At 74.6% G+C, this 22,826-nt stretch carries 19 protein-coding genes and 1 pseudogene; 4 read left to right on the top strand and 16 right to left on the bottom strand.

Annotated elements, in window-relative coordinates:
- Window positions 1-449: 449 nt before the first annotated feature.
- The 4 genes and pseudogenes from ACZ55U_RS10495 to ACZ55U_RS10480 all read right to left on the bottom strand — a co-directional run bounded on the left by ACZ55U_RS10495 (window position 450) and on the right by ACZ55U_RS10480 (window position 4,526).
- Window positions 450-1,352: a hypothetical protein gene (locus tag ACZ55U_RS10495; RefSeq protein ID WP_465524620.1), complete on the bottom strand. Its 903-nt coding sequence runs from the start codon at window positions 1,350-1,352 to the stop codon at window positions 450-452.
- 445 nt (window positions 1,353-1,797) lie between these two features.
- Window positions 1,798-2,454: pseudogene (locus tag ACZ55U_RS10490) on the bottom strand (serine/threonine-protein kinase); the annotation flags it as partial.
- 169 nt (window positions 2,455-2,623) lie between these two features.
- Complete coding sequence (locus tag ACZ55U_RS10485) at window positions 2,624-3,610, bottom strand: alpha/beta fold hydrolase (RefSeq protein ID WP_465524564.1); 987 nt, start codon at window positions 3,608-3,610, stop codon at window positions 2,624-2,626.
- 157 nt (window positions 3,611-3,767) lie between these two features.
- Window positions 3,768-4,526, bottom strand: a complete 759-nt coding sequence (locus tag ACZ55U_RS10480) for a dienelactone hydrolase family protein (RefSeq protein WP_465524562.1) — start codon at window positions 4,524-4,526, stop codon at window positions 3,768-3,770.
- Between the two features lie 158 nt (window positions 4,527-4,684).
- On the opposite strand from ACZ55U_RS10480, the gene ACZ55U_RS10475 reads away from it, so the two are divergent.
- Window positions 4,685-5,065, top strand: coding sequence for a DUF6191 domain-containing protein (locus ACZ55U_RS10475; RefSeq protein ID WP_465524560.1), 381 nt, complete (start codon window positions 4,685-4,687; stop codon window positions 5,063-5,065).
- Here the strand turns inward: ACZ55U_RS10475 and ACZ55U_RS10470 are convergent.
- Window positions 5,026-5,427 carry a VOC family protein gene (locus tag ACZ55U_RS10470; protein ID WP_465524558.1) on the bottom strand — a complete coding sequence of 134 codons (402 nt, stop codon included), beginning with the start codon at window positions 5,425-5,427 and terminating at the stop codon, window positions 5,026-5,028. The genes ACZ55U_RS10475 and ACZ55U_RS10470 overlap by 40 nt on opposite strands.
- 288 nt (window positions 5,428-5,715) lie before the next feature.
- On the opposite strand from ACZ55U_RS10470, the gene ACZ55U_RS10465 reads away from it, so the two are divergent.
- Window positions 5,716-6,513, top strand: coding sequence for an inositol monophosphatase family protein (locus tag ACZ55U_RS10465; RefSeq protein ID WP_465524618.1), 798 nt, complete (start codon window positions 5,716-5,718; stop codon window positions 6,511-6,513).
- A 79-nt stretch (window positions 6,514-6,592) separates the two neighbouring features.
- Here the strand turns inward: ACZ55U_RS10465 and ACZ55U_RS10460 are convergent, their stop codons facing one another.
- From ACZ55U_RS10460 to ACZ55U_RS10445, 4 genes are all read right to left on the bottom strand, one after another.
- Window positions 6,593-8,113, bottom strand: a complete 1,521-nt coding sequence (locus ACZ55U_RS10460; RefSeq protein ID WP_465524556.1) for a pyridoxal phosphate-dependent decarboxylase family protein — start codon at window positions 8,111-8,113, stop codon at window positions 6,593-6,595.
- Entirely contained in the window at window positions 8,110-9,627 is a 1,518-nt protein-coding gene (locus ACZ55U_RS10455; RefSeq protein WP_465524554.1) for a diaminobutyrate--2-oxoglutarate transaminase family protein, read from the bottom strand. Before ACZ55U_RS10455 ends, ACZ55U_RS10460 begins: the two co-directional genes overlap by 4 nt.
- A gap of 258 nt (window positions 9,628-9,885) precedes the next feature.
- Window positions 9,886-10,617, bottom strand: coding sequence for a response regulator (locus ACZ55U_RS10450; RefSeq protein ID WP_465524552.1), 732 nt, complete (start codon window positions 10,615-10,617; stop codon window positions 9,886-9,888).
- Window positions 10,614-12,542, bottom strand: coding sequence for a sensor histidine kinase (locus ACZ55U_RS10445; RefSeq protein WP_465524549.1), 1,929 nt, complete (start codon window positions 12,540-12,542; stop codon window positions 10,614-10,616). Before ACZ55U_RS10445 ends, ACZ55U_RS10450 begins: the two co-directional genes overlap by 4 nt.
- 207 nt (window positions 12,543-12,749) lie before the next feature.
- On the opposite strand from ACZ55U_RS10445, the gene ACZ55U_RS10440 reads away from it, so the two are divergent.
- Window positions 12,750-14,150: a cation:dicarboxylate symporter family transporter gene (locus ACZ55U_RS10440; RefSeq protein ID WP_465524547.1), complete on the top strand. Its 1,401-nt coding sequence runs from the start codon at window positions 12,750-12,752 to the stop codon at window positions 14,148-14,150.
- A 279-nt stretch (window positions 14,151-14,429) separates the two neighbouring features.
- Here ACZ55U_RS10440 and ACZ55U_RS10435 read toward each other — a convergent pair whose 3' ends face one another.
- On the bottom strand, window positions 14,430-15,488 hold the full coding sequence (locus ACZ55U_RS10435; protein WP_465524545.1) for a hypothetical protein: 1,059 nt from the start codon (window positions 15,486-15,488) through the stop codon (window positions 14,430-14,432).
- 45 nt (window positions 15,489-15,533) lie between these two features.
- Window positions 15,534-16,082 (bottom strand): RNA polymerase sigma factor, encoded by a 549-nt coding sequence (locus tag ACZ55U_RS10430; protein WP_465524543.1) that lies wholly within the window; start codon window positions 16,080-16,082, stop codon window positions 15,534-15,536.
- Window positions 16,083-16,414: 332 nt separating this feature from the next.
- On the opposite strand from ACZ55U_RS10430, the gene ACZ55U_RS10425 reads away from it, so the two are divergent.
- Entirely contained in the window at window positions 16,415-16,786 is a 372-nt protein-coding gene (locus tag ACZ55U_RS10425) for a hypothetical protein (RefSeq protein ID WP_465524541.1), read from the top strand.
- Between the two features lie 202 nt (window positions 16,787-16,988).
- On the opposite strand, the gene ACZ55U_RS10420 is transcribed toward ACZ55U_RS10425, so the two are convergent.
- The 5 genes from ACZ55U_RS10420 to ACZ55U_RS10400 form a co-directional block, all read right to left on the bottom strand.
- Window positions 16,989-17,561: a GTP-binding protein gene (locus tag ACZ55U_RS10420; protein WP_465524616.1), complete on the bottom strand. Its 573-nt coding sequence runs from the start codon at window positions 17,559-17,561 to the stop codon at window positions 16,989-16,991.
- Window positions 17,562-17,703: 142 nt separating this feature from the next.
- Entirely contained in the window at window positions 17,704-18,036 is a 333-nt protein-coding gene (locus ACZ55U_RS10415; protein ID WP_465524614.1) for a DUF742 domain-containing protein, read from the bottom strand.
- 143 nt (window positions 18,037-18,179) lie between these two features.
- Window positions 18,180-18,590 (bottom strand): roadblock/LC7 domain-containing protein, encoded by a 411-nt coding sequence (locus ACZ55U_RS10410; protein WP_465524539.1) that lies wholly within the window; start codon window positions 18,588-18,590, stop codon window positions 18,180-18,182.
- Window positions 18,587-21,622, bottom strand: coding sequence for a sensor histidine kinase (locus tag ACZ55U_RS10405; protein WP_465524537.1), 3,036 nt, complete (start codon window positions 21,620-21,622; stop codon window positions 18,587-18,589). Before ACZ55U_RS10405 ends, ACZ55U_RS10410 begins: the two co-directional genes overlap by 4 nt.
- A gap of 98 nt (window positions 21,623-21,720) precedes the next feature.
- Window positions 21,721-22,569 carry an MHYT domain-containing protein gene (locus ACZ55U_RS10400; protein ID WP_465524535.1) on the bottom strand — a complete coding sequence of 283 codons (849 nt, stop codon included), beginning with the start codon at window positions 22,567-22,569 and terminating at the stop codon, window positions 21,721-21,723.
- Window positions 22,570-22,826 lie beyond the last annotated feature (257 nt).

Raw genomic sequence — 22,826 nt, 5'->3', positions numbered from 1 at the left:
CTCCCGGCCGGCCGACGGCCGACCGCCTGCTCCTACGGGCGCGCGCTCACCGACTGCCGGTTCGACGGGCGGGGCCGGAGGCCGTCCGACCCGCGATCGACTTTTACATGTGTGTAGATGACTCCATACGTTCGCTTGACGTCCGAGTGGCGAGCTTCCGCCACCCGGACCCCGTTGCCGGTCGGCAAGCTGTCTGCTATCCGGTCGCCCGACGTCACCACCGCGACCACACGGCAACCAGCCACACGGAAGGCGGCTACGCGGAACGCGACTTCGCCGAACGCAACTCCGCGATCCGCCGCTCCGGACCCACCCGGCGGGACGGCCACTCCTCGCCCGTGATCGAGAAGACGGCCGACATCGGTGGCGATCCCGGCAGCCTCCCAGGCCAACGGCCTGCGGTGTCGCCGGATTTCATCCTCCGGACGCCCTCCGCCCGCTCGGGCCGGTCACTGGAACCGCCACTCCTGAGCGGTGTTGCCGGGGGTGCAGGCCACCATGGTGACCGCGGCACCTGGCCCGTTGCTGGTCATGCAGGACTGGTTCTGGTAGTCGCCGAGCGTGTACGAGCCAGCCGAACTCCCCTGACGGACGGACCAGTTGGTCAGGAAGCTGAAGCCACCGCTCAGGGTCACCTTCCCGTCCATCGTCTGGACCATCTGCGGGCCGCCGTTGTTGCAGGCGTTGAACAGGATCCACGCGCCGGGGTTGGTCGAGCGCACCCAGCCGTACTGTGCGTGGCCGCCGAGCACGATCGGGTTGTCTCCGTTCAGGTTGTCGTCGCGCATGCCGATCGTGCGGCCGTCCTTCACGCTGACGATGGTGCTCCAGTTGTTCCCTCCGCAGGACGGCGGTCGGCCCGGGTTCTGCTGGGCACCGGCGGTTCCGCCGCCCGTCGTCTGGGCCGGAGGCTGCGGGTTCTGGTTGGCGGGCGGGTTGGCCGGGTTCCCGCCTCCGGGCTGGTTCGCCTGCCCGGCCGACGACCCGCCACCGGCCGTGCCCGCGCCGCCGGTCCGGCCGCTGCCCGAGCCTCCGGCGCCACCCGGGCCCGAGACACCCTGGCCCGAGGCGCCCTGGCCCGCTGCCGGGACCGGTGGCTGGTTCTGGGCCGCACCGGGCGTCGGCTGGTCCGGCCCCGGAGTGGCCGCCGGGGCGTCGGTCGGCGTCGGGGTGGCGGGCGCGGTGCCGGTCGCGGGCGCCGAGGCGGCGGCGCCCGGGCTGGCGGGCGCGGTGACCACCACGGTCGGCTGGGCGGCGGGCGGCGAGGCGGCGTCGGAGCCACCGGGCGCGCGGTCGATCAACAGGACGGTCGCCGTGCCCATGGAGATGACGACCGGAATGACGATCGGCACCAGCAGGGTGCGGCGCGACCGCCGGCGGCCGGGCTCGGTCGGCGCCTGCGGCTCCAGCCTCGCGACCTCGTCCGGCGCCGGGGTGCCCCCCCGAAGCGGGCGCCACCACGGCGCCGCCCTTGGCCGACCCCGCAGTGGGCTCCTCCTCGGCCCGCACCGCCGCCACGCCCGTGGCCGGCCCCGGATCGACGTCCTCGGGAGGCCGCCCCACGGCGCCCTCGGGAGGCTCCGCGACGCCGCCGCCCTTGCCCTCCCCGTCCGCGCCCGGCCGAAGCGGGATGGTCCGGCTGTCGGCCGCCCCGGCCCGCCCCGCCGACCGGCCGGCTCCGGCGCCGTCCTCCCCCGCGAGCGCCGAACGCGCCGCGGCGGCCATCTCGGCGGCGTCCGCGTACCGCTCCTCGGGCTTCTTGGCGAGCGCCCGGGCGACCAGTGCCCGCACCGGCGCCGGGAAGGTGTCCGGCAGCTGCGGCACCGGCTGGTTGACGTGCTTGAGCGCGATCTGGAGCGGGCCGTCACCGGTGTACGGCGGTTCGCCGACCAGCAGTTCGTAGCAGACCACGCCGATCGAGTAGAGGTCGGTGGCCGGCCCCAGGCTCGCGCCCTCGGCCTGCTCCGGAGACATGTAGAGCGCGGTGCCGATGATCGCGAACGGGGCGGTGAGCTTGGTGCTGGCGAGGGCCCGGGCGATGCCGAAGTCGGTGATGGCCACGCGTCCGTCGGTTCGCACCATCAGGTTCGACGGCTTGACGTCCCGGTGCACGATCTCCCGCCGGTGCGCGGCGTGCAGCGCGTCCAGGGCGCCGGCCACCAGTTCGAGGGTCCGCGCGACGGTCATCGGGCCGGTGTCCTTGAGCACCCTGTCCAGCGGACGGCCGTCGATCAGCTCCATGACGATGTAGGCGCAGCGCTCCTCGCCCTCCCCGCCACTCTCGCCGTAGTCGTGGACGCCCACCACGCCCGGGTGGTCGACCGCGGCGACCAGCCGGGCCTCACGGCGGAAGCGCTGGGCGGAGGTGTCGTCCTCCAGCAGCTCCGAGCGCAGGATCTTGACCGCGACCTGCCGCGCCAGCACGGTGTCCTCGGCCTTCCAGACCGACCCCATCGCGCCACCGCCGATCTTCTCGACCAGCTCGTACCGCCCGCCGAGCACGGTGCCCGCGCCGCCCATACCCCTGCTCCCCCTGTGTCGTGACCCACCCCGGCGGGTCGTCGGCACACAGTGTGCCAGAGCATGTCACAGCCTCAGCAGTCCGATTTCGACCAGGGTTTGCTCACTTGTCGTCAGCCTCCGGATTGCTTCGGACAAAGTCGGCGACTTCTCGGACAGCCTCGGTGACGGCCTGCGGCTGGTCGGCATGGACGGCGTGCCCGGCGCCGCGCACCACGCGGTGCGTGCCCCGGGCTGCACCGGCCGCGACGGCCGCCTGCATCGCGGTCCAGCGCGAGCGCATCCCCCGGGGCAGCCCGTCGGTCGCGCTCAGAACCACCAGCGGCACGTCGGGCGGCCGGGCGGCCAAGCGGCGCCGCCGGACCTCACGGACGGCGGCGGCCGTCATCCGCTGCTCGGCGAGGATGGTCCGGCGCTGGTGCCGGTGCGCGGTCTCGGCCGCCTCCGCCCGCTCCATCGAATCCACCGGGCCGGAAACCGCCGGCTGCGGCACCCTCGACGGCCGAGCCGCCTGAGCCGCCCTCGACGCCCGAGCCGCCCGAGCCGCCCGAGCCAGCCAGATCCGGTTCAGCACGGACTCCGCGACCCGGATGGACCGTGGCTGGAACTCCTCGTGCGCCGGGTCCACCAGCACCAGCCCGGCCACCAGCTCCGGCCGCTGCCAGGTGAGGAGTTGGGCCAGCTGACCGCCCCAGCTGTGCCCGACCAGCAGGACCGGGCCGGCGTCCAGGTGCTCCACCAGGGCCGCCAGGTCGGCGATCTGCCCGTCCGGTGTCGGGGTGGCGGCGTGGCCGGGATCGCTGGCTCCGAGCCCGGCCCGGTCGTACGCGACGACCCGCCCGTGCTCGGCGAGTTGGGGCAGTACGGGGCACCAGGTGAGCGAGGAGGAGCCGGCGCCCGCGATCAGCACCACCGGCGCGGCGCCGCCCCGGCCGGCTTCCACCCAGCGCAACGCCCTACCGCCGCGGTCCAGTTCACCGGTCCGGACGCCGTCCGGCACGTGCGCTCCCAGCGCCCGTGCGATCGCGTCGCGGACACCCCGCAGGTCCGGTCCGGACGGCGCTCCCCGTCCGCTCGATCCGGTGTTCATGAGGACCCCCCGTGAATCCGTTGGCCGGTGCGTTCGTTCCGTCAACTGGTCGGCCGCTCACGCCAGTCAGGCTCGTAAGGCGCACGAGGCCCGTGGGACGCCAGAAGCCCGCGGGACGCCAGAAGCCCGTGAGGCGCCGGAAGCCCGTGAATCGATCTCAGACCGGCAGTGCGCGGTTGAACAGCGCGAGCAGCGCCTCCCAGTGGCGCTCGTCGGCGGCCGCGTCGTAGCGGGTCGTGTCGGCCTGGGTGTAGCCGTGCGGGGCGCCGGCGTAGACCTCCGCCCGGTAGCGGACGCCGGCGGCGGTGAGGGCGGCGGCGAGCCGGTCGATCTGCTCGGGCGGCAGCGACGGATCCTCGTCGGCGTGGCCGAAGTACAGCTCGGCGGTGATCCGGCCCGCGCCCAGGTGCGGGCTGTCCGGAGCGTCGGTGGCGAGGCCGCCGCCGTGGAACCCGGCCGCGGCGGCGATCCGGTCCGGGTGGCTGGCAGCCGTGCGCAGCGCCAGCAGGGCGCCGCGGCAGTAGCCGGTCAGGCCGACCGGGCCGTCCTGGACCAGCGGGGACTCGGCGAGCCAGCGCAGGTACGCGTCCGCGTCGCGGGTGGTCGCCTCCGGCGTGAGGGTGTCGAGCAACGGGCCGATCCTGCCGAAGAGTTCACCGAAGTGCTCCAGGTCGATGAGCTCGGGCAGTTCGACGACCGGCGCGCGGCCGTTGCGGTAGTACGCGTTGGGGACGAGCACGGTGTACCCGGCCGAGGCCAGCCGGTCGGCCATCCGCTCCAACTGCGGCCGGAGGCCGAAGCCGTCCATGTAGAGGATGACGCCGGGGTGGGCCCGACCGTCATCGGGGTGGGCGAGGTAGGCGTCGGCGGTGCCGTCCGCCGTCGGGATGTCCACGAGGGTTCCGCGCACGGGCATGGTGTGGGCGCTCCTTCCGTTCGTGCGGCAGCGTATCCGGTGGTCCCGCCGCTCGCTGTCCGTAGGCCGCCCTCTGCGCCGCCCGTCGTTCCCCGGGCGCTTCTCGTCACGGTGTTCCCCTGGGGAACGTCCGGGCGGCGCGGGCGCGTTGAGCGGTCATGGGGTTGATCGTGGGTGTGGCGGCAGCGGTCGCGGCGGTACTGGGGCTGGTGCTGTTGGCGTCATGGCAGGTCCGGGACGAGTCCTCGTCACGGCCGCGGCACCGCGGACCAGGGGTGGGGGCGGGCGTCGGCGGGCTGGAGGAGCTGCACGCGCTGTTCAGCTCGGGCAAGCGGATACAGGTCGAGCAGAAGCGGGAGCGGCTCGCGCTGCGGGACGACGCGCGGGCCGGAGCACCACCGCACTTCGGCGTGGACCTGGACCGGGGTGTGGCGGTGCTGCGCGGCGGGAGCGGAAGCGGGACGGGCACGGATGCCGGGGCGCCCCGGGATCCGGGGGCTCAGGCCGCCCAGGTGCGGGAGCAGAGCACCAACCGGTAGCCGTCCGGGTCGGACACCGTCACGCCGAACTCGTCCCAGTAGGGGTTGTGGGATTCCACGCGGGTGCCACCGGCCGCCTCCAGCCTGGCGACCAGGGCCTCGTCCACCGGGGCGCCGAGATAGACGACGAACAGGTCGTCCACCGTCGGGGTGGGCTCCAGCGGCCGCTCCGGGTCGTGGGTCAGCTCGAAGTGCCAACTGCCGCCGGAGGGACCGACCATCAGGAGGTCGTGCTTGCCGGACACCCGCTCGGTGCTGCGCCACACCACGTCGAGGCCGAGGCCGCCGACGTAGAAGCGCTCGGCTGCCGCGAGGTCGCGCGAGGGGCGGGCGATCCGGACCCTGGTGGTGGAATCGATCATGCGGGCGACCATAGCCGATGCCCTCGGCGCCGAACCGCGCGTCGCGGCCCGGCTGTGGACGAACCGTCAGGGAGATCCGTCGGCGGCGACGGGCGGGCCGCGGAGACAGGTAACAGATGACAGGCGACAGATAACAGATTTCGAAATCTGTTATCTGTCATCTGAAACCCGTCATCCCAATTCCGTCCGCCGCCCGCTGTCAGCCGCCCACCGTCCCCCGGTCCGCCGCCGCCCACTCGCTCCACTCATGGGAGAGTGGTAAGCAGCGAAGGGAGCGCGAACGTGCTGATGGACAAGGTGGCGGAGATACTCGCCGAGGCATCGGCCGAGGCGGTGGAGCCGCGCTTCCGGGCGCTGGCCGCCGGTGAGGTGATGGAGAAGGCCCCCGGCGAGATCGTGACGGTCGCCGACCGCGAGGCCGAAGCGATCATCGCCCGTCGGCTGCACGAGCTGCTTCCCGTCCCGGTGGTCGGCGAGGAGGCGGTCGCCGCCGACCCGTCGCTCGCCATGGCCCTCCACGACGAACCGGCGGCCTGGCTGGTCGACCCGGTCGACGGCACCGCCAACTTCGTCGCCGGCCGCCCCGAGTACGCCGTGATGTGCTCCCTGGTCCGCTCCGGCCGGACCGTCGCCTCCTGGATATGGCAGCCCGCCACCGCCACCACCTACTGCGCCGAGCTTGGCTCCGGCGCCTGGCGCGACGGAGTGCGCCTGACCCGCCCGCCGGCCCCGACGGACGTCGCGAAGCTGCGCGGCTCGGTGAAGAGCCGCTACCTCGACCCCCAGCACCGCCGCAGACTCACGGACAACATCGCGTCCTTCGGCGAGATCTCCCCCGGTCGGCACGCCGCCGGGATCGAGTACCCGGACGTCGTCGAGGGCCGCTTCGACTTCCTCCTCTACTGGCGCACCCTCCCCTGGGACCACGCCCCGGGCTCCCTCCTGGTCACCGAGGCCGGCGGCGTGTCCGCCCGCCCGGACGGCACCCCCTACCGGCCCGAGGCCCCCGGCTGCGAGGACGGCCTCCTGGTCGCCGCCGACCCCGACACCTGGGAACTCACCCGGTCGATCCTGATGAGCGACTGACCGAAGGCGCCACCGCCTCCTGCCCCATCGGCCCCGGCCCCGCCCCGCCCTGCCGCCCTGGCTCGCCCACCCCGCCCGACTACCCGGCGGGTTCTCCCGCCGCCACGCGGCCGGCGCCCACCACCTCCCGCAGCAGCGCGCCGACGTCCCCCGCCGTGGCGTGCGGGTTGAGCAGCGTGAGCTTCAGCCGGACCCGCCCCGGTCCGTCGCCCGGAAGCTCGGTGCGGCCGACCACCGCCCGGCCGGTGCGCAGCAGCACGCGCCGCAGCCGGCCGTTCAGCTCGTCGAGCGCCGTCTCGTCCGTCACCCCCGGCGGCCGGTAGCGGAAGAGGAGGGCGGTGAGCACGGGTTCGGCGTGGAGTTCGAGCGCCGGGTCGGCGCGGACGGCGTCGGCGGCGGCGCGGGCGAGGTCGTGGCAGCTGTCGACCAGCCGCCCGAGCCCCTCGCGGCCGAGGGTGCGCAGGGTGACGGCGAGCTTGAAGGCGTCGGCGCGGCGGGTGGTGCGCAGCGACCGGCCGAGCAGGCTGGGGTAACCGGCCCGCTCGTCGTCGATCGGGTTGAGGTACTCGGCACGGCGGGCGAGCGAGGCGTAGGTCTCGGCACGTCGCACCAGGAAGATCCCGGCGGCGGCCGGCTGCCAGCCGAGCTTGTGCCAGTCGAGGGAGACCGAGTCGGCGCGGGCGATGCCGTCGAGCAGCGGGGCGAGCCGGTCGGAGAGCAGCGCCCCGCCGCCGTACGCGGCGTCCACGTGCAGCCAGGCGCCGTGGCGTCCGGCGAGGTCGGCGGCGGCGTTCAGCGGGTCGACGGCCCCGGTGTCGGTGGTGCCGGCGGTGGCGACCACCGCGATCGGGGTCCGTCCGGACCTGACGGCCTCGGCCAGCGCCCGCGCCAGTTCGTCCTCCCGCATCCGCAGCCGGCGGTCGACCGGGACGGGTACGACCGCCCGCTCGCCGAGCCCGAGCAGGGCGGCGGCGCGCTGGACGGAGAAGTGCGCGGCCTCGGAGGCGAGGACGCACGGCCGGGCACCGGCCGGGATGCCGTCCAGTTCGACGAGGCCGCCGAGCTTCTGGTCGCGCGCGAGCATGAGCCCCGTGAGGTTGGACTCGGTGCCTCCGGAGGTGAGGACTCCGGCGGAGCGCGCCGGGTCGTAGCCGACCAGTCCGGCGATCTCGGAGAGCAGCGCGCTCTCCAGGGCGGTGGCGGCGGGGGCCTGGTCCCAGGAGTCCTGGGAGGGGTTGAGCGCGCTGACCGCGAGGTCCGCCGCGGCGGCGACGGCGAGCGGCGGGCAGTGCAGGTGCCCGGCACAGGCCGGGTCGGCGGGGTCGGCGGCGCCGTGGGCGAGGAGTTCGGTGAGCGCGGCGAGTGCTGCCGGTCCCTCGCTGGTGGCGAGCGTCTCGTCGACGAGGGCGGCGATCTCGGCCGGGCTGCCCGCCGGCAGCGGTCCGGCGCGCCTGACGGTGCCCGCTTCCAGGGAGTCGAGGACGGTGGCCAGTAGCGGCGCGAGCGCTCCCGGCCCCGCCGCACCGCCGGCCAGGGCGTCCGTCGCCGTGCCGCCCCCGGGAAGTTCGACGGGGCCGGGACCGGGCGCGGGCGCGCTCACCGCTGCTCCCGGTCCGCCGGCCCACCCGCCGAGAAGGTCGACGAGGAGGTCACCGGGCGGGTCACCGAACCGCTCGTCGAACCGCCTGCCGAACCGCTCGTTGAGCCGACTGCCGGACCGGTCGCCGGGCCGTCGGCCGAGGCCGCCGCGATCGCCTCCGCGAGTCGCTCCAGCACCGCCGCCACCTGCTCGTCCGTGATGGTGAGCGGTGGGAGCAGCCGCAGCACGGCGTCATGGCGACCGCCGAGCTCGACGATCAGACCGCGCGCCAGGCACGCCTCACGGACCCGCAGGGCGAGCGCCGGGTCCGCCGGCCGGGCGCCGCACCCGTCGGGCTCGGCCGTCTGGTCGACCAGTTCGACTCCGAGCATCAGCCCGCGCCCGCGCACGTCGCCGATCACCGGCAGTTCCGCCGCGAGCTCGCGCAGCCGCGCCGTCATCCGCTCGCCGAGGGCTGCGGCCCGCTCGGCCAGCCCGTTCGCGGCGACGTGGCGCAGTGTCGCGGCGCCGGCGGCCATGGCGAGGGTGTTGCCGCGGAAGGTGCCGGTGTGGGCTCCGGGCCGCCACCCGTCGTAGTCCTCGCGGTAGACGACGACGGCGAGCGGCAGGCTCCCGCCGATGGCCTTGGAGAGGACCATCGCGTCCGGCACGATGCCGCTGTGCTCGACCGCCCACATCGCACCGGTGCGGCCGACCCCGGTCTGCACCTCGTCCACGATCAGCGGGATGCCGCGCTCGGCGGTGATCCGGCGCATCGCGCGCAGCCAGTCGTCAGGCGCGGGGACGACGCCGCCCTCGCCCTGGACGGCCTCCAGGATCATCGCGGCGGGGGCCACCACGCCGCCCGAGGGGTCGTCGAGCAGGCGCTCCACGTAGGTCGCGGCGAGGTCTGCGCCCGCCCCACCGCCGACCCCGAACGGGCAGCGGTACCCGTACGGGTACGGCAGCCGGGTGACCTCGCCGCCGCTCGGCAGCGGTTCCTTGACGGCGACGCTGCCGGTGAGCGCGAGGGCGCCGGCGGTCATGCCGTGGTAGGCGCCGGTGAAGGCGAGCGCCCCGGAACTGCCGGTGGCGGTCTGCATCAGTTTGAGCGCGGCCTCGACGGCGTCCGTCCCGGCGGGACCGCAGAAGTGCACCCGGGCGCGGGCGGCGAACTCGGCGGGCAGGCTCTCGAACAGGGCGCTGGTGAAGTCGTCCTTCTCGGCGGTGGCGAGGTCGAGCAGGTGCAGCGGGGCGCCGCTGTCGAGCGTGCGGCGGATCGCCTCCAGCACCACCGGGTGGTTGTGGCCGAGGGCGAGCGTGCCGGCGCCGGAGAGGCAGTCCAGGTAGCGCCGCCCGTCGGCGCCCTCGACGGTCATGCCGTGGGCGCGGACCGGGACGATCGGGAAGGAGCGGGCGTACGTTCTGGCGGCGGACTCGCGGACGCGCTGACGGCGCAGGATGGCTTCACCGGCGTCCAGGGCTCCGGAGACGGCCTGGGCGGGTACGGCAGCGAGCGACACGAGAACCCCCAAGGGAAGTTAGGTAAGCCTAACTTTACTGCCCTTGACCGGGCGAGATGCCGCCGGGCCCTCTGAAACCACCCGAGCGAGTGAACCTTCCCCGGCTCTCCCAACGAGCGCCGCGCGACGAGGTCACGCCCCTGGTGCCGCGCGAAGCGCCCACGCCCCTGACGCCACTTGAAGAGGCCGTGCACCGGGGGCCCGTGGGGCACTGGGGGCACTGCGGGAGCACGGCAGTGGAGACCGCCCGGCGGGCACCGCGCGGAGACATCAGCCCCGGCTCCTCCACCGGTAGCAGAGCTCCGGCCGCCCGACGCTCCCGTACTGCGGCTCGCGCACCGCGCACCCGGTGTCCACCAGGTGCTCCAGGTAGCGCCGCGCGGTGATCCGCGAAACCCCGGCGGCGGCGCCGGCGGCGGCCGCCGACAGGCCGGTGGCCGCCTCGCGCAGAACGGACGCGACGCTGTCCAGGGTGGGCGCGCTCAGCCCCTTGGGCAGGGTGGTGCGCTCCGGCGCGCGGAGCAGGGCGAACGCCTGGTCGACCTCCTCCTGCCCGGTCGCCTCGCCGGTGCGCCCGAGGCTGTCCCGGTAGCGGGCGTAGCGCTCCAGGCGGTCGTGGAGGGCGGCTGCGCTGAAAGGTTTCAGCAGGTACTGCACCACGCCCGCGGAGACCGCCTGCCGGACCATGCCGAGGTCCCGGGCCGAGGTCACCGCGATGACGTCGGTGCTGTGGCCGGCCGCGCGCAGGGTGCGGCAGAGCTGGAGGCCGTGGCCGTCCGGGAGGTAGAGGTCGAGCAGGGTGAGGTCGACGGGCGCCCCGGCGGCGCGGGCCCCGTCAAGGAAGCGCAGCGCGTCGGCGCAGCTGTGGACCGTTCCCGCGGCGTGGAAGCCGGGCTCCCGCCGGACGTACAGGGTGTGCGCGGCGGCGGCCACCGGGTCGTCCTCGACCACCAGGACGGAGATCCCCTCGGTGGCGCGGGTGCCGTCAGCGGCGCCGCTCACAGCAGGGCCCCCTGCCGCTCCCGGGCGGTCGGCTCTCCGGCCCCTCCGTACGGCCGCGCCCCCTCGTCCGGCTTCCCGGCCCCGCCGGACGCCTGCGCCCCGCTGTACGCCTGCGCCCCGCCGTACGACGACTGCGCCCCGTCGCCGGACGCCCCGGGCCGTCCCGCCAGCGGCAGCCGAACGGTGAGCACCGCGCCGCGGTCCCGTCCGACCTCGACGGTGCCGCCGTTGCGCCGGGCGGTCTGGGCGACCAGCGCCAGCCCGAGCCCGTGCCCGTGACCGTCCTGCTTGGTGCTCCAGCCGCGCCGGAACACGTCCTCGACCACGCCCGGGTCGATCCCCGCCCCGGTGTCGGCCACCCTCAACAGCAGGCAGTCCCCACCGGCCCCCGCGCCGGCACCGTCACCGCCACTGACGCCGTCACCGTCGCCGTCGCCGTCACGGTCCCGGGCGTCGGCGATCCGCGCCGTGACGGTGACCTCCGGCGGGACGGGGCTCCGCGCCGCTCCGGCGATGGCGGCGTCCACGGCGTTGTCGATCAGATTGCCGAGCAACGTGATCAGGTCCCGTGCGCCGAGCCCGGGCGGCAACACCCCGTCGTCGATCCGGCTGTCCTCGGTGAGGGTCAACTCCACTCCCCGCTCGGCGGCTTGGGCCGCCTTGCCGAGCAGCAGCGCGGCGAGCACCGGCTCGGTCACCGCCGCGACCACCCGGTCGGTGAGCTGCTGGGCGAGTTCGAGCTCGGCCGTGGCGAACTCCACCGCCTGCTCGTGGCGGCCGAGTTCGATCAGCGAGACCACCGTGTGCAAGCGGTTGGCGGCCTCGTGCGCCTGCGCGCCGAGGGCGTCGGTGAAGCCACGCACCGAATCCAACTCGCCGCTCAGCGCCTGGAGTTCGGTGTGGTCCCGGAGGGTGACCACCCGGCCGAGCCCCGCCCCGTCGCCGATCGTCGAGGTGTTCAGCACCACGACGCGCTCGGCGGTCAGGTGCACCTCGTCCCGGACCGCCTCCTCCCCCAGCACGGCAGCCACCAGCGCCTCCGGAAGGCCCAGCTCCGCCACCGGCCTTCCGTCCAATTCACCGGAGAGACAGAGCAGTTCACGGGCGGCGTCATTGCACAGCACCACCCGGTCCGAGCGGTCCAGCAGCACCAGCCCCTCACGCACCGAGTGCAGGGTGGCCTGGTGGTACTCGTAGAGGTGGCTCAGCTCGTCCGGCCCCATCCCGTGGGTGTGCCGCCGCAGACGGGAGTTGGCGAGGTAGGTGCCGACGGCGCCGACCGCGAGCGCGGCCACCGCCACCCCGACCAGCGCCAGCAGCGGACCGCTCAGCCGCGCGGAGATCGACTCCACCGTCAGGCCCACGCTGACCAGCGCGACCACCTGGTGCCGGTCGTCCCACACCGGGGTGACCACCCGCACCGACGGACCGAGCGTGCCGGTGTACGTCTCGGTGCGGGTCTGCCCGGCGAGCGCCCGGTCGATGTGTCCGAGGTAGGTCCGGCCGATCTGCTCGGGCAGCGGGTGGGTCCAGCGCACGCCGCCGGTGTCCATGACGGTGATGAAGGAGACCCCGGTGTCCGCCCGCACCCGCTCGACGTAGGGCTGGAGCACCGGGGTCGGATCCGCTGCGGTGACCGCCGTGCGGACGGACGGCGAGTCCGCGACGGCGTGCGCCACCGCGGCCACCTGACGGCGGGCCGCGTCCTCGGTGCGGTCGGCGGTGAAGAGGTACGCGACCACCGCGCCGCCGGCGACCACGGCGGCGACGATCACCACCTGGACCACGAACAGCTGTCCGGCCAGGCTGCGCACCAGCCGCCGAGGCAGGCATCGGGCCAGGCGTCGGAGCAGCCGCCGCGACGTTCGGCCCGTCGGCCGGTACGAGCGGCGGCGCGTGGCGGTGGGGGCGGTGCGCTCGGACATGCCTGCCAGTGTGCACCACGGCCCCGGGCGCTCCCATGGCCCGCCCCACCCCGGACGGCCGACACCGTTCGTAGACCCTCCGATCCACTTCCCCCGCACCGTTCGTGAACTCTATGAACGCAAACGTGACCTCCGTCACCCGGAGGCCCATAGTCGGAGCGGCCCACCCCCCGGGGCCGCCAGGACTGCACGGCAAGGGAGCCGCAGATGTCGATCGCTGGAGCCGCCACGGCGGCGGGACCCAGACGCAAGGACCGCACCCACTACCTCTACCTCGCGGTGATCGTCGCGGTGGTCGCGGGCGTGGTGGTCGGTCTGGCCGCCCCCGGGTTCGCCGTGGAACTGAAGCCGGTCGGCACCGGCTTCGTCAACCTGATCAAGATGATGATCAGCCCAGTGATCTTCTGCACCATCGTCCTGGGCATCGGCTCCGTGACCAAGGCCGCGAAGGTCGGCAAGGTCGGCGGTCTCGCCCTCGGCTACTTCCTCGCCATGTCGACCGTCGCGCTGGCCATCGGCATGGTCGTCGGCAACCTGCTGGAGCCCGGCGGCGGCCTGCACCTGACCGCCGCGCTCGCCAAGTCCGGCCACGCCCAGGCGGCCGCCGGCGGCGCCCAGTCGACCACCGACTTCCTGCTCGGGATGATCCCCGAGACCATGTTCTCCGCCCTCACCCAGGGCAAGGTGCTCCAGACCCTGCTGGTCGCCCTGCTCACCGGCTTCGCCCTCCAGGCGATGGGCGCGGCCGGCGCGCCGGTGCTGCGCGGCATCGAGCACGTGCAGCGGCTGGTGTTCCGGGTCATGTCGATGATCATGTGGGTCGCGCCGATCGGCGCCTTCGGGGCGATGGCCGCCGTGGTCGGCGCCACCGGCACCGCCGCGCTGAAGAGCCTGGCCGTCATCATGGTCGGCTTCTACGTGACCTGCGTGCTGTTCGTCGTCGTGGTGCTGGGCACGCTGCTGCGCCTGGTCGCCGGGATCAACGTGTTCGCGCTGCTGAAGTACCTCGGCCGCGAGTTCCTGCTGATCCTCTCCACCTCCTCCTCCGAGAGCGCGCTGCCCCGGCTGATCGCCAAGATGGAGCACCTCGGCGTCAGCCGCCCGGTCGTCGGCATCACCGTCCCGACCGGCTACAGCTTCAACCTCGACGGCACGGCCATCTACCTGACCATGTCCTCGATCTTCATCTCCGAGGCGATGGACAAGCCCATGTCGCTCGGCGAGCAGCTCTCGCTGCTGGTCTTCATGGTGATCGCGAGCAAGGGCGCGGCCGGTGTCACCGGCGCCGGTCTGGCCACCCTGGCGGGCGGGCTCCAGTCGCACAAGCCGGCGCTGGTGGACGGGGTCGGCCTGATCGTCGGCATCGACCGCTTCATGTCCGAGGCCCGGGCGCTCACCAACTTCGCGGGCAACGCCGTCGCGACCGTGCTGGTCGGGCACTGGACCGGCGAGCTCGACGCCGAGCGCGCCCGCCGGGTGCTGGCCGGCGAGGTGCCGTTCGACGAGCTGACGCTGGTCGACACCCACGGTGCGCCCGCCGACTCCGCCACCGCGGACGGCGCTCCCGGGACCGTCCCCGCCCAGGGCGGCGCCCCCACCTCGGTCTGATCCCGGCGGCGATCTCCGCACGCCCCCGGTCGGCGTCCCCATCCCGCTCTTGGGAGGGGCGTCGGCCGGGGGTCGCGCGTTTCCGGTGGGGCGCCCCGGGGGTGCGGGTCCTCCGGGGCGCTTGTTTCCGGGGGCACGGATTCCCGGGGCTCACGGATTCCGGACGGATTCCGGATGTCACGGATTCCGGGTGTCCCCGCTATCAGGTGTCACGGCTTCCGAGGGGCGTGGCCCTCTGGGCCCGTGCGGTGCCGGTAGTCCAGCAAGTGCCGCTCCCTGCTACAGCTCCTGCGAGCCGCTCACCGCCCAGGCCACGCCGCAGACCGGGTCCTCCAGCGCGAGGTGCAGGTGGTGCAGCCCGGCCGACGGTTCCAGCCAGGTGAAGCAGCGCATCCGTGCGACCAGCGCGTTCACCTCGCCCCGGTCCACCCCGCCCGTGCCGTCCATCCCGCCCGCGCCGTCCAGCCCGCCGACCCCGTCCACCTCGTCCGCCGGGCCCGGGCCGACCGCCCCGGCCATGGCGGCCATCGCGGACAGTGCCCGCCACAGCTCCAGCCGGCCGTGCGCACACCCCTGCGCCCGCCCCACGGCGGCGGCCCGCACCAGCGCCGGGTAGGCGAGCGCGAACGGCAGGTACCCGCCGACGACCCGTCGGTCGCGGGCCAGCAGGGTGGCCGCCGCCGGGGCCTGACCACGGACGCAGACCGTTCCCGCCCACGGCGCGAGCGCTCCCAGCCCGGCCAGCGCCAGGGCGGCCCGCCGACCGTCCGGCCGTCCTTCCGCCCGCTCCACCGGGGGCGGCAGCTCGACCTCACCCAAGCCCTCCCGACTGGCCGGCAGGGTCAGCAGCGCGCTGCGGGCACCCCCGTCGGGCAGGTACTCGCGCACCCGGCCCGCTTCGTCCCAGCCCGCCGACTCCCACGGCTCCAGGCTCAGCGGCACGCCCTCCGGGTCGGACTCGGCCCCGTGGCGGAGGTCCTCCCCCAGCAGCACCCGGGTGTGCGCGACCAGGCGCCGCACCGGGGCCGGACCGAGCAGCGGGGAGAGCCGCAGCCACGAGTGCCGGGTGGCCAGCACCTCCCAGAGCGGACCGGCGTCATGGTCGGCCACCCCGGCGGCCGTCCCCGCGCCGCCGTCGCGGTCGAACAGCCGGACGGCCAGCTCGGGCGGCGCCGCGTAGGCGATCAGGTGGCCGAGCGGCGCGGTCAGGGCCGCCGCGGCCTCCTCCCCCGCCTCCACCATGGCCGCCGCCCGACCCTGCCGGTAGGCGGCGAGCAGCTCGGGCCAGCGGCCGTCCTCGGCCAGGGCGCGCAGGCGGCCGTCCTCGTACGAGATCACGGTTCGCAGGGTACGGGCCGGGGCGGCACATCAGCTGACTTGCCGTCAGCTCGGTGCGTCGGGACGCCGGTCCCGCCGACTCCGGCTCCGCGCCCGCTCCCCTTCGCGCTCCCGTTCGAGGACGGTGCGCAGCCGGCCGTGGGCGCGACGGCGGGTGACGGCCAGGGTGCTGCGGTGCAGTCCGAGCAGTTCGGCGGCCTCGTCGACGCTGTAGCCGTCGAGGTCCACCAGCACCACCGCGCGGGCCTGCTTGTCGGTCAGGTGACCGAGCAGCCGGAGCACCTCCCAGTGCGCCTGCAACTCGGCCATCCCGCCGGCCCGGGGATCGGACAGCCCCCGGCCCCGATCGACGGCCCCTCCCGGCTCCGGCACCTCGGACATCGGCACCCGGCGCCGCTCCCGACGCCACTGGTCGCGCAGGATGTTCACCATCGTGGTGAACACGTAGGCGTACGGCTGCGGGTGCCCGAGGAAGCGCTCCGGGCGGCGGGCGATCCGGAGGTACGCGTCGTGGACGATGTCCCCGGCGCCGAGCGGACTTCCGGCGAGGGAGGCCGCGGCCTGGTGGAGCCTGGGCAGGAGATCCGTGAACATCCGGTTGAATTCGGCCGCTTGTCCGCCGCTCCCGTTCGGAGCGAAGTCGTCTTCTCGTCCGCCACCCTCATCGCGATCACCGCACTCCACCATGCCGCTCTCCCCGGGAATCGGCACCCGAACGTCCGGCCCGACCCGGCTCGACCGCCGGAGCCCGACCCGACTGAACTACTTGTGACACAGGTCACATCATAGTTCGTCGTCTCACTCTGTGCAGTCATTCGTACGCAACAAGTCACCGGCCTTGCAGGGTGCGGGAGTTCGCCTCCGGACGGGCGCCCGCTCCGGCGGCCGGGACGGCCCGACGAGACCCCTCAGCGAGGAGAACCAGCATGCGAGGTCGCATCGCCAGGAAGATCGCCGCGTTCGGACTGGCGGCCGCGGCCGCCCTCGGCGTGATCGGGACCACCACCCTGCCGGCCGCCGCGGCGACGAGCCACCACCAGAGCATCACGCCCGGGGCCGCCGCGGTCTCGAACACCGTCGCGTCGGAGGCCTACCGCTGCGTCATCACCGCCAACTACGGCTGGCGCTGGGAGGGTAGCTGCCACGTCTACTCCGGCCGGCTGCGCACCACCACCTACTGCGCGGACGGCTCGCACAGCACCGGCCTGTGGATCGGCGCGCGGCCGAACGCCTGGGCGGTCTGGGGCAACTGCCCCGGGTCCACCTGGACGAGGGTCGTGTTCCAGTGGCACAGCTGAGCGCTCGGCCGAACCCCGGGCCGCCCTGCGCTCCGGCGGGGGCGGACGGCCGATGACCGACAGATGACAGCTGACAGATTTCGAAATCTGTCAGCTGTCATCTGTTAGCTGTTACTTGTTACTTGTCAGGTGTTACTTGTCAGTTGTCAGCCGTCATCCGCGCGCCGTCCGTCCTCGCCCTCCCGCCGCCGTCTCGGCCGCGTCAGCCCACCGGCGAGGGCTCCGCGAGCAGCCGGGCGGCGCGCACCCGGCCCGCGTGCTCGACCAGGTTGACCAGCACCTCCTTGCCCGAGGCGCGGAGGCGTGCGTCGCACAGCAGCACGGGCGTACCGGCATCCAGGTCCAGCGCGCGGGCGACGTCCTCCGGGCCGAACTCCCGCGTCCCGGCGAAACGATTCACCGCAACCACGAACGGAATGCCGCGATGCTCGAAGAAGTCGACGGCCGGGAAGCAGTCGGTCAGGCGACGGGTGTCGGCGAGCACCACCGCACCGAGCGCCCCCTGGGCCAACTCGTCCCAGAGGAACCAGAACCGGTCCTGCCCCGGGGTGCCGAACAGGTACACCGCCAGGCCCTCGCGGATGGTGATCCGCCCGAAGTCCATCGCCACCGTGGTGGTCGTCTTCCGCTCGACCCCGTCCAGATCGTCCACCTCGCGCCCGGCCTCGGACAGTTGCTCCTCGGTCCTCAGCGGGCGGATCTCGCTGACCGCGCCCACCAGCGTCGTCTTCCCGACCCCGAAACCGCCCGCCACCAGGATCTTGAGCGCGAGCACGGTGTCATCAGGATCCTCGCCGTCGAGCCGGTCCGAGCCCCCGTACGGATCGGCCCCGCCGAACGAACCGGTCCCGCCGTACGGATCGGACCCTCCGTACGGGTCGGACTCGTCGGACGGGTGGAACGGGTCGGACGGGTGGTCAGAGTGCACGGAGTCCACGGATGACCTCCTGGAGGATGCGCTCGTCGGGGAGCAGGGCGGGCGGGACGGGACGGCGGACCCGGATGAGCCCGGCCGCCAGGAGGTCACCGAGCAGCACCCGCACGACGCCCACCGGCAGGTCGAGGTCGGCGGCCAGCTCGGCCACGGACAGCGGGGCACTCCGGCAGAGCGCAAGGATCCGAGCCTGTTCCGGCCCGACCGGCGGCTCGGGCACGTCCGGGACGAGCCCCGGATCAGGCACTTCGGTGACCACCACCACGGCGATCAGATCGAACTGCTGCTCCCCGCCCCCGGTGCGCCCCCGGGTCATCGCGTACGGGCGGACCAGCGGTCCGGCCTCGTCGTCGTACCAGCAGGCCCGGTGCGCGGCGGCGAGCGGGTTGCGGGGGCACTCACCGGGTTCGGCCCTCGGGCGCTCCGGATGTCGCTCCCGGTACGGGTGGGGCGCAGGACTCACCGGCCGCCCACCGCCCGCGGCGGAGTGCTCAGGTGCTCCCCGACCCGGCGGACCAGTCTGGCCATCTCGTAGGCGATCAGCCCGAGGTCGGCGCGAGCGGTGGCGAACACGGCGAGGCAGGTGCCCGCCCCCGCCGCCGCGACGAGCAGGTAGCCGCCCTCCAACTCGACCATGGTCTGGCGGACTTCGCCCGCACCGAAGTGCCGGCCGGCTCCCTTGGCCAGGCTGTGGAATCCGGAGGCGACGGCCGCCAGGTGCTCTCCGTCCTCGCGCGGCAGACCGGTCGAGGTGCCCACGGCCAGGCCATCGGCGGAGAGCATCACGGCGAAGCGGAGCTCGGGGGCGCGCTGGACGAGCTCGTCGAGGAGCCAGTTCAGCTCCCCCGCACGGTGGGTGGTGGCGATCACGGGTGCGCTCCTTCGGGTCGGGACGGCGGTTGGGGTCGGCGTGCCTGCGGCGTCGGCGGAGGGCCGGCGGGAGGTCCGGCCTGCCCGCCCTCCGGGTACAGGCCGCGCGCCCATCCGTTCTGGAAGGCGGCCATCGCCGCGCGCGCCGCCTCCGGACTGCGGTCGGCGGCACCGGAGCCGTCGCCGGAACCGGCGACGTAGTCTGTGGCGGAGGTCGCGGCGGAGGCGGAGGTCGCGGCGGTGGAGACGGCGGCCGCGCGTCGGTTGTACGCGGTCTGCCGCTCCGGGGCCTCGCGCAGCTGCGGCACGAGGCTCGCCTGCCGGGTCCGGCGCGGCAGCTCCTCGGGGCCCTGGTCGGCACGAGGATCCGGCGATCGGCCACGGCTCCCTCGGTGGCCGTCCGCGCGGTGAACGTCCGTGTGGTGACCGTCGGTGTGGTGACCGTCAGCGTCATGACCGTCCGCGCGGTGACTGCCCGTCTGATGACCGGCCGCTCGGCCCACGGCCGTACCCGCGCCTCCGTCCGCGGCCGGACCGGCCGTCCAGGCGGTGGAGGCCCGAACGCCGGAGGCCCGGAAAGGGGTGCGCCGTGCCGCCCCGGGGGCTCCGTTCCGGACGCCGAACGGCAGCAGCGCCCCGCCCTCGGGCGGCGGCCCGCCGGCCACCGGACGCCCGTGGTCCGCGCGGCCCTGCGGGCACTCCCCGTGCCGTGGTTCTCCGGCCGGACCGTCGGCCGGACCCTCCGGGTGTCCGTTCCCCGAGGTGAGCTCATGTTCCGGCCCGCCCCATGGCGTCGGCTGCGCGAACTCCGGCTCCACGGAGCTCGGCTCGGCGGACCCGGCGACCGGACCCACCCGATCCCCTGCCGCTCCGGGCGACACCCGCTCGAAGCCGTGCCGCGCGTCCCCCGACCCGTGCCGCACGTCCCCCGACCCGTGCCGCGCGTCCCCCGACTCGTGCCGCACGTCCGGCTCGTGCCGCACGTCCCCTGGCTCGGCCTCCGCCGTTCCATCGGCCAACAACGTGGTGGGCAGCAGCACCACCGCCGTGGTGCCGCCGTACGCGGAGGTCACCAGCGAGACCCGGACGTCCTGCCGCCGGGCGAGCCGGCTGACCACGAACAGGCCGAGCCGGTCGCTGTCGAAGAGGTCGCTCTGTTCGGCGGCGGCGATCCGCCGGTTGGCCCAGTCCAGCATCTCCGGGCCCATGCCCAGACCGCGGTCCTCGATCTCCAACGCGAAGCCGTTGCCGACCCGTTCGCCCCGGAGGTGTACCCGGGTGTGCGGCGGGGAGAAACCGGTGGCGTTCTCCACCAGCTCGGCCACCAGGTGGGTGAGGTCCGCGACCGCGTGACCGACCACGGCGGTGCGCGGCAGCGGGTGCACCTCGACCCGGGCGTACTCCTCGACCTCCGAGACGGCCGCTCGCACGACGTCCACCAAGGGGACCGGCCGGCGCCAACCCCTGCCCGGGGAGGCCCCGGAGAGGATGATCAGGCCCTCGGCGTGGCGGCGCATCCGGGTGGTGAGGTGGTCCAGCCGGAACAGGTCGGCCAGCTCGGACGGGTCGTCGGTGCGGCGCTCCATCGCGTCCAGCAGCGTGAGTTGGCGGTGCACCAGGACCTGGCTGCGACGCGCGAGGTTGACGAAGACCCCGGAGACCCCGGAAAGCACCTCGGCCCGTTCGACCGCCGCCGTGACAGCCGCCCGCTGGACCGTGCCCAACGCCCGGTGGACCTGGCCGATCTCGTCGCCCCGCTCCACCGGCCGAGGTGTCTCGGCCTCGATGTCCACCTCCTCTCCCGCGCGCAACTTCCGCATGGTCTCGGGGAGTTTGCGCCCCGCCAGCTCAAGTGCCGAGTTGCGCAGGCCGATCAGCTCGGTGACCAGCCCGCGCCCGATCTGCACCGAGATCACCAGCGAGGCCACCACGCCGACCAGACCGAGCAGCACGGCCATCCCGGCCGGCGTGAACAGGCCCAGCGCGTAGGGGTTCTGCCGCTCGGCGGCGAGCTGTCCTGCCTGGTCCTCGACGGACCGCAGTCCGCCGGCCACGTTGCCGGCGACCATCGCCCAGCGGTCCCCCGGCACTCCGGCGACGGCCGACCGACCGTCGACGGCCGTCCGGACCCTGTCCTCGTACCCGGCCAGCTCACGGTGGTCCTGGCTTCCGGTGACGGCGAGCAGCGCCTGCCGGTCGGCGGGGCGCAGACCGGCGGCGGCGTCCTGCTCGAACGCGCGCCGGGCGAAGACCGCACCGGAGAACTCCCGCAACTGGTCGTCACCGATCCCGCCGGACAGTTGGGCGGCGCGCAGCAGCGCGTCCTCCCGGGCGAGGAGTTCCCGGGACCGGGCCAGTTCCAGCGAGGCCCGCGCGTCGGTGGCCACGTGGTGGTCCAGGGACGGGGTGACCGAACCCGCCGCGGCGAGTGCCCGGTCCACCGCCTCGCCGTACGCGGCGTACGCCTCGGGCCAGCCGACGCTCCTGGCCAGGACCCGGTCGCGCAGTGCCGGCAGCGCGGCGAGCGAGCCGCCGAAGGCGTCCAGTCGGGAGGCCGCGTCACCGCCCAGGCCCTGGGCGTCGGCGCGGTTGTACCCGCGGTCGGGGTGGCGGGCCTCGGGGAACAGCGGGGTGAGCGCCCGGTCGGTGGCCGCGGCGGCCTCGCGCAGAGCGCTCTCGCGGGCGGCGGTGGGGGCCGTCGCGGGAGCGGCCGCCGAGGCGGCCAGCAACTGTCCCGCGGCGGTGCGTTCGGCTTGCAGCCCGGCGACCGCCTCGGCGAGCGGGGTGAGTACCGTGCGCTGGGCGTCCCGCTGGCGCAGCAGGTCCCAGACCCCCTGGGCGGTGGTGACGGTCGCGAACCCCCACAGGGCGATGACGGAGACGACCGGGACCATCAGCAGCGCGATGATGCGGGCGCGGACGGTCCGGGGGCGCAGTCCGCGCAGCCACGGGCCGGGGCGCGGCGACCGGGCGGGCGGCCCGGCGTGGGCACCCCGACGGGCGCCGGCGGCGGTACCGCGGTCTTCTCGCATGGGTGAGGAGCCTTTCGGGCGGGGATGGCGGGTGGAGCCGGCGGGCGGCAGGGGCTGAGCCCAGGTGCGGCGCGTGCGGGACGGACCGGGTGACCGCCTCAGGCTGCGCGGTCGTGGCGTCCGGCGCCGGCCGGGGTGGGCTCGCGCCGTTCGGCGGCGGGGTGCGCGGCCGTGCCTGCGGGCTCCTCGACGGGCAGCCGCCCGGCCTCCCGGTAGCCGGCCCGCTCCTGGTCGGTCGGCGAGAGCGCCACGAAGGCCGAGGCGAGGAAGAGGAAGGAGCCGAGGCCGACGGCCAGCGGGAAGACGAACTCCATCGGGCTGACGCCACCGAGAGCGCCACGGGTCGGGTCCAGCCGGACGTGGACGGCGGCCATGCCGGTGTAGTGCATGCAGCTGACGGCGAGGCCCATGGCCAGTGCGGCGGCCGCGGCCGCGTAGACGTTGCGGATGGTGACGGCGGCCCAGAGCGCGGCGGTGGCGGCCCCGACCGCGACCAGCACGGACAGTGCGACCGTCCCGGCGTCGTAGTGCAGGGCTCCGTGCATCCGTACGGCGGCCATGCCCAGGTAGTGCATGGCGGCGACGCCGAGGCCGGTGGTGACGCCCCCGGAGAGCAGGGCGAGGCCGCGGTGGCGTCCGTAGCAGACCACGGTCAGGCCCAGACCGGTGACCAGCACCGCGACCACGAGGCTGAGGACGGTCAGCGGCACGTTGTAGCGCAGCTCGGTGCCGTCGACGGTGAAGCCGAACATGGCGACGAAGTGCATGGTCCAGATGCCGGAGCCGATCGCGGCGGCGGCGGTGACCAGCCAGTTCCGCCGGACCGGGCCGCTCGCGGCCAGACCGCGCAGGGCGCAGCGCAGCCCGAGGGCGGCGCCGGCACAGGCCATCAGGTAGGAGAGGGCGGGAGTCAGCCAGCCGAGGCTGAGATGGTTGAGAGTGCCCATGGGACCTCCGGTCGACCGGTCGGGCCCGGGGCGGTACGCGGTGCACCCGGGCTCCCCGGCCGGGCGGACTGCACACGGTTGGCATATGCCAACCGCATGTGCGCTTCCGGCCTGGGGTGCGTGGGACGCTATCGAGCGGCCGGAATTGGTCAGGCGAACATCTGAAAAGCAGCCCGCGAGCCGCGAGCGATGTGTTCGAATGACCCGGTCGTGTGCCCGGCGGACGACGGGCAGCGGAGCTGGCCGTAAGCGGGGCA

The sequence above is a fragment of the Kitasatospora sp. NPDC034533 genome (assembly GCF_055575155.1).
Note: the sequence above shows the minus strand (reverse complement) of the source record. Positions and strands in the feature narration are given on the sequence as shown.

Bases quoted from the DNA above. Each gene is read 5' to 3' on its own strand.
- ACZ55U_RS10425 (WP_465524541.1), top strand. From the start codon at position 16,415: ATGCGAGGTCGCATCGCCAGGAAGATCGCCGCGTTCGGACTGGCGGCC.
- ACZ55U_RS10440 (WP_465524547.1), top strand. From the start codon at position 12,750: ATGTCGATCGCTGGAGCCGCCACGGCGGCGGGACCCAGACGCAAGGAC.
- ACZ55U_RS10465 (WP_465524618.1), top strand. From the start codon at position 5,716: ATGGACAAGGTGGCGGAGATACTCGCCGAGGCATCGGCCGAGGCGGTG.
- ACZ55U_RS10430 (WP_465524543.1), bottom strand. From the start codon at position 16,082: ATGTTCACGGATCTCCTGCCCAGGCTCCACCAGGCCGCGGCCTCCCTC.
- ACZ55U_RS10445 (WP_465524549.1), bottom strand. From the start codon at position 12,542: ATGTCCGAGCGCACCGCCCCCACCGCCACGCGCCGCCGCTCGTACCGG.
- ACZ55U_RS10470 (WP_465524558.1), bottom strand. From the start codon at position 5,427: ATGATCGATTCCACCACCAGGGTCCGGATCGCCCGCCCCTCGCGCGAC.
- ACZ55U_RS10400 (WP_465524535.1), bottom strand. From the start codon at position 22,569: ATGGGCACTCTCAACCATCTCAGCCTCGGCTGGCTGACTCCCGCCCTC.
- ACZ55U_RS10405 (WP_465524537.1), bottom strand. From the start codon at position 21,622: ATGCGAGAAGACCGCGGTACCGCCGCCGGCGCCCGTCGGGGTGCCCAC.
- ACZ55U_RS10415 (WP_465524614.1), bottom strand. From the start codon at position 18,036: ATGACCCGGGGGCGCACCGGGGGCGGGGAGCAGCAGTTCGATCTGATC.
- ACZ55U_RS10485 (WP_465524564.1), bottom strand. From the start codon at position 3,610: ATGAACACCGGATCGAGCGGACGGGGAGCGCCGTCCGGACCGGACCTG.
- ACZ55U_RS10475 (WP_465524560.1), top strand. From the start codon at position 4,685: ATGGGGTTGATCGTGGGTGTGGCGGCAGCGGTCGCGGCGGTACTGGGG.
- ACZ55U_RS10480 (WP_465524562.1), bottom strand. From the start codon at position 4,526: ATGCCCGTGCGCGGAACCCTCGTGGACATCCCGACGGCGGACGGCACC.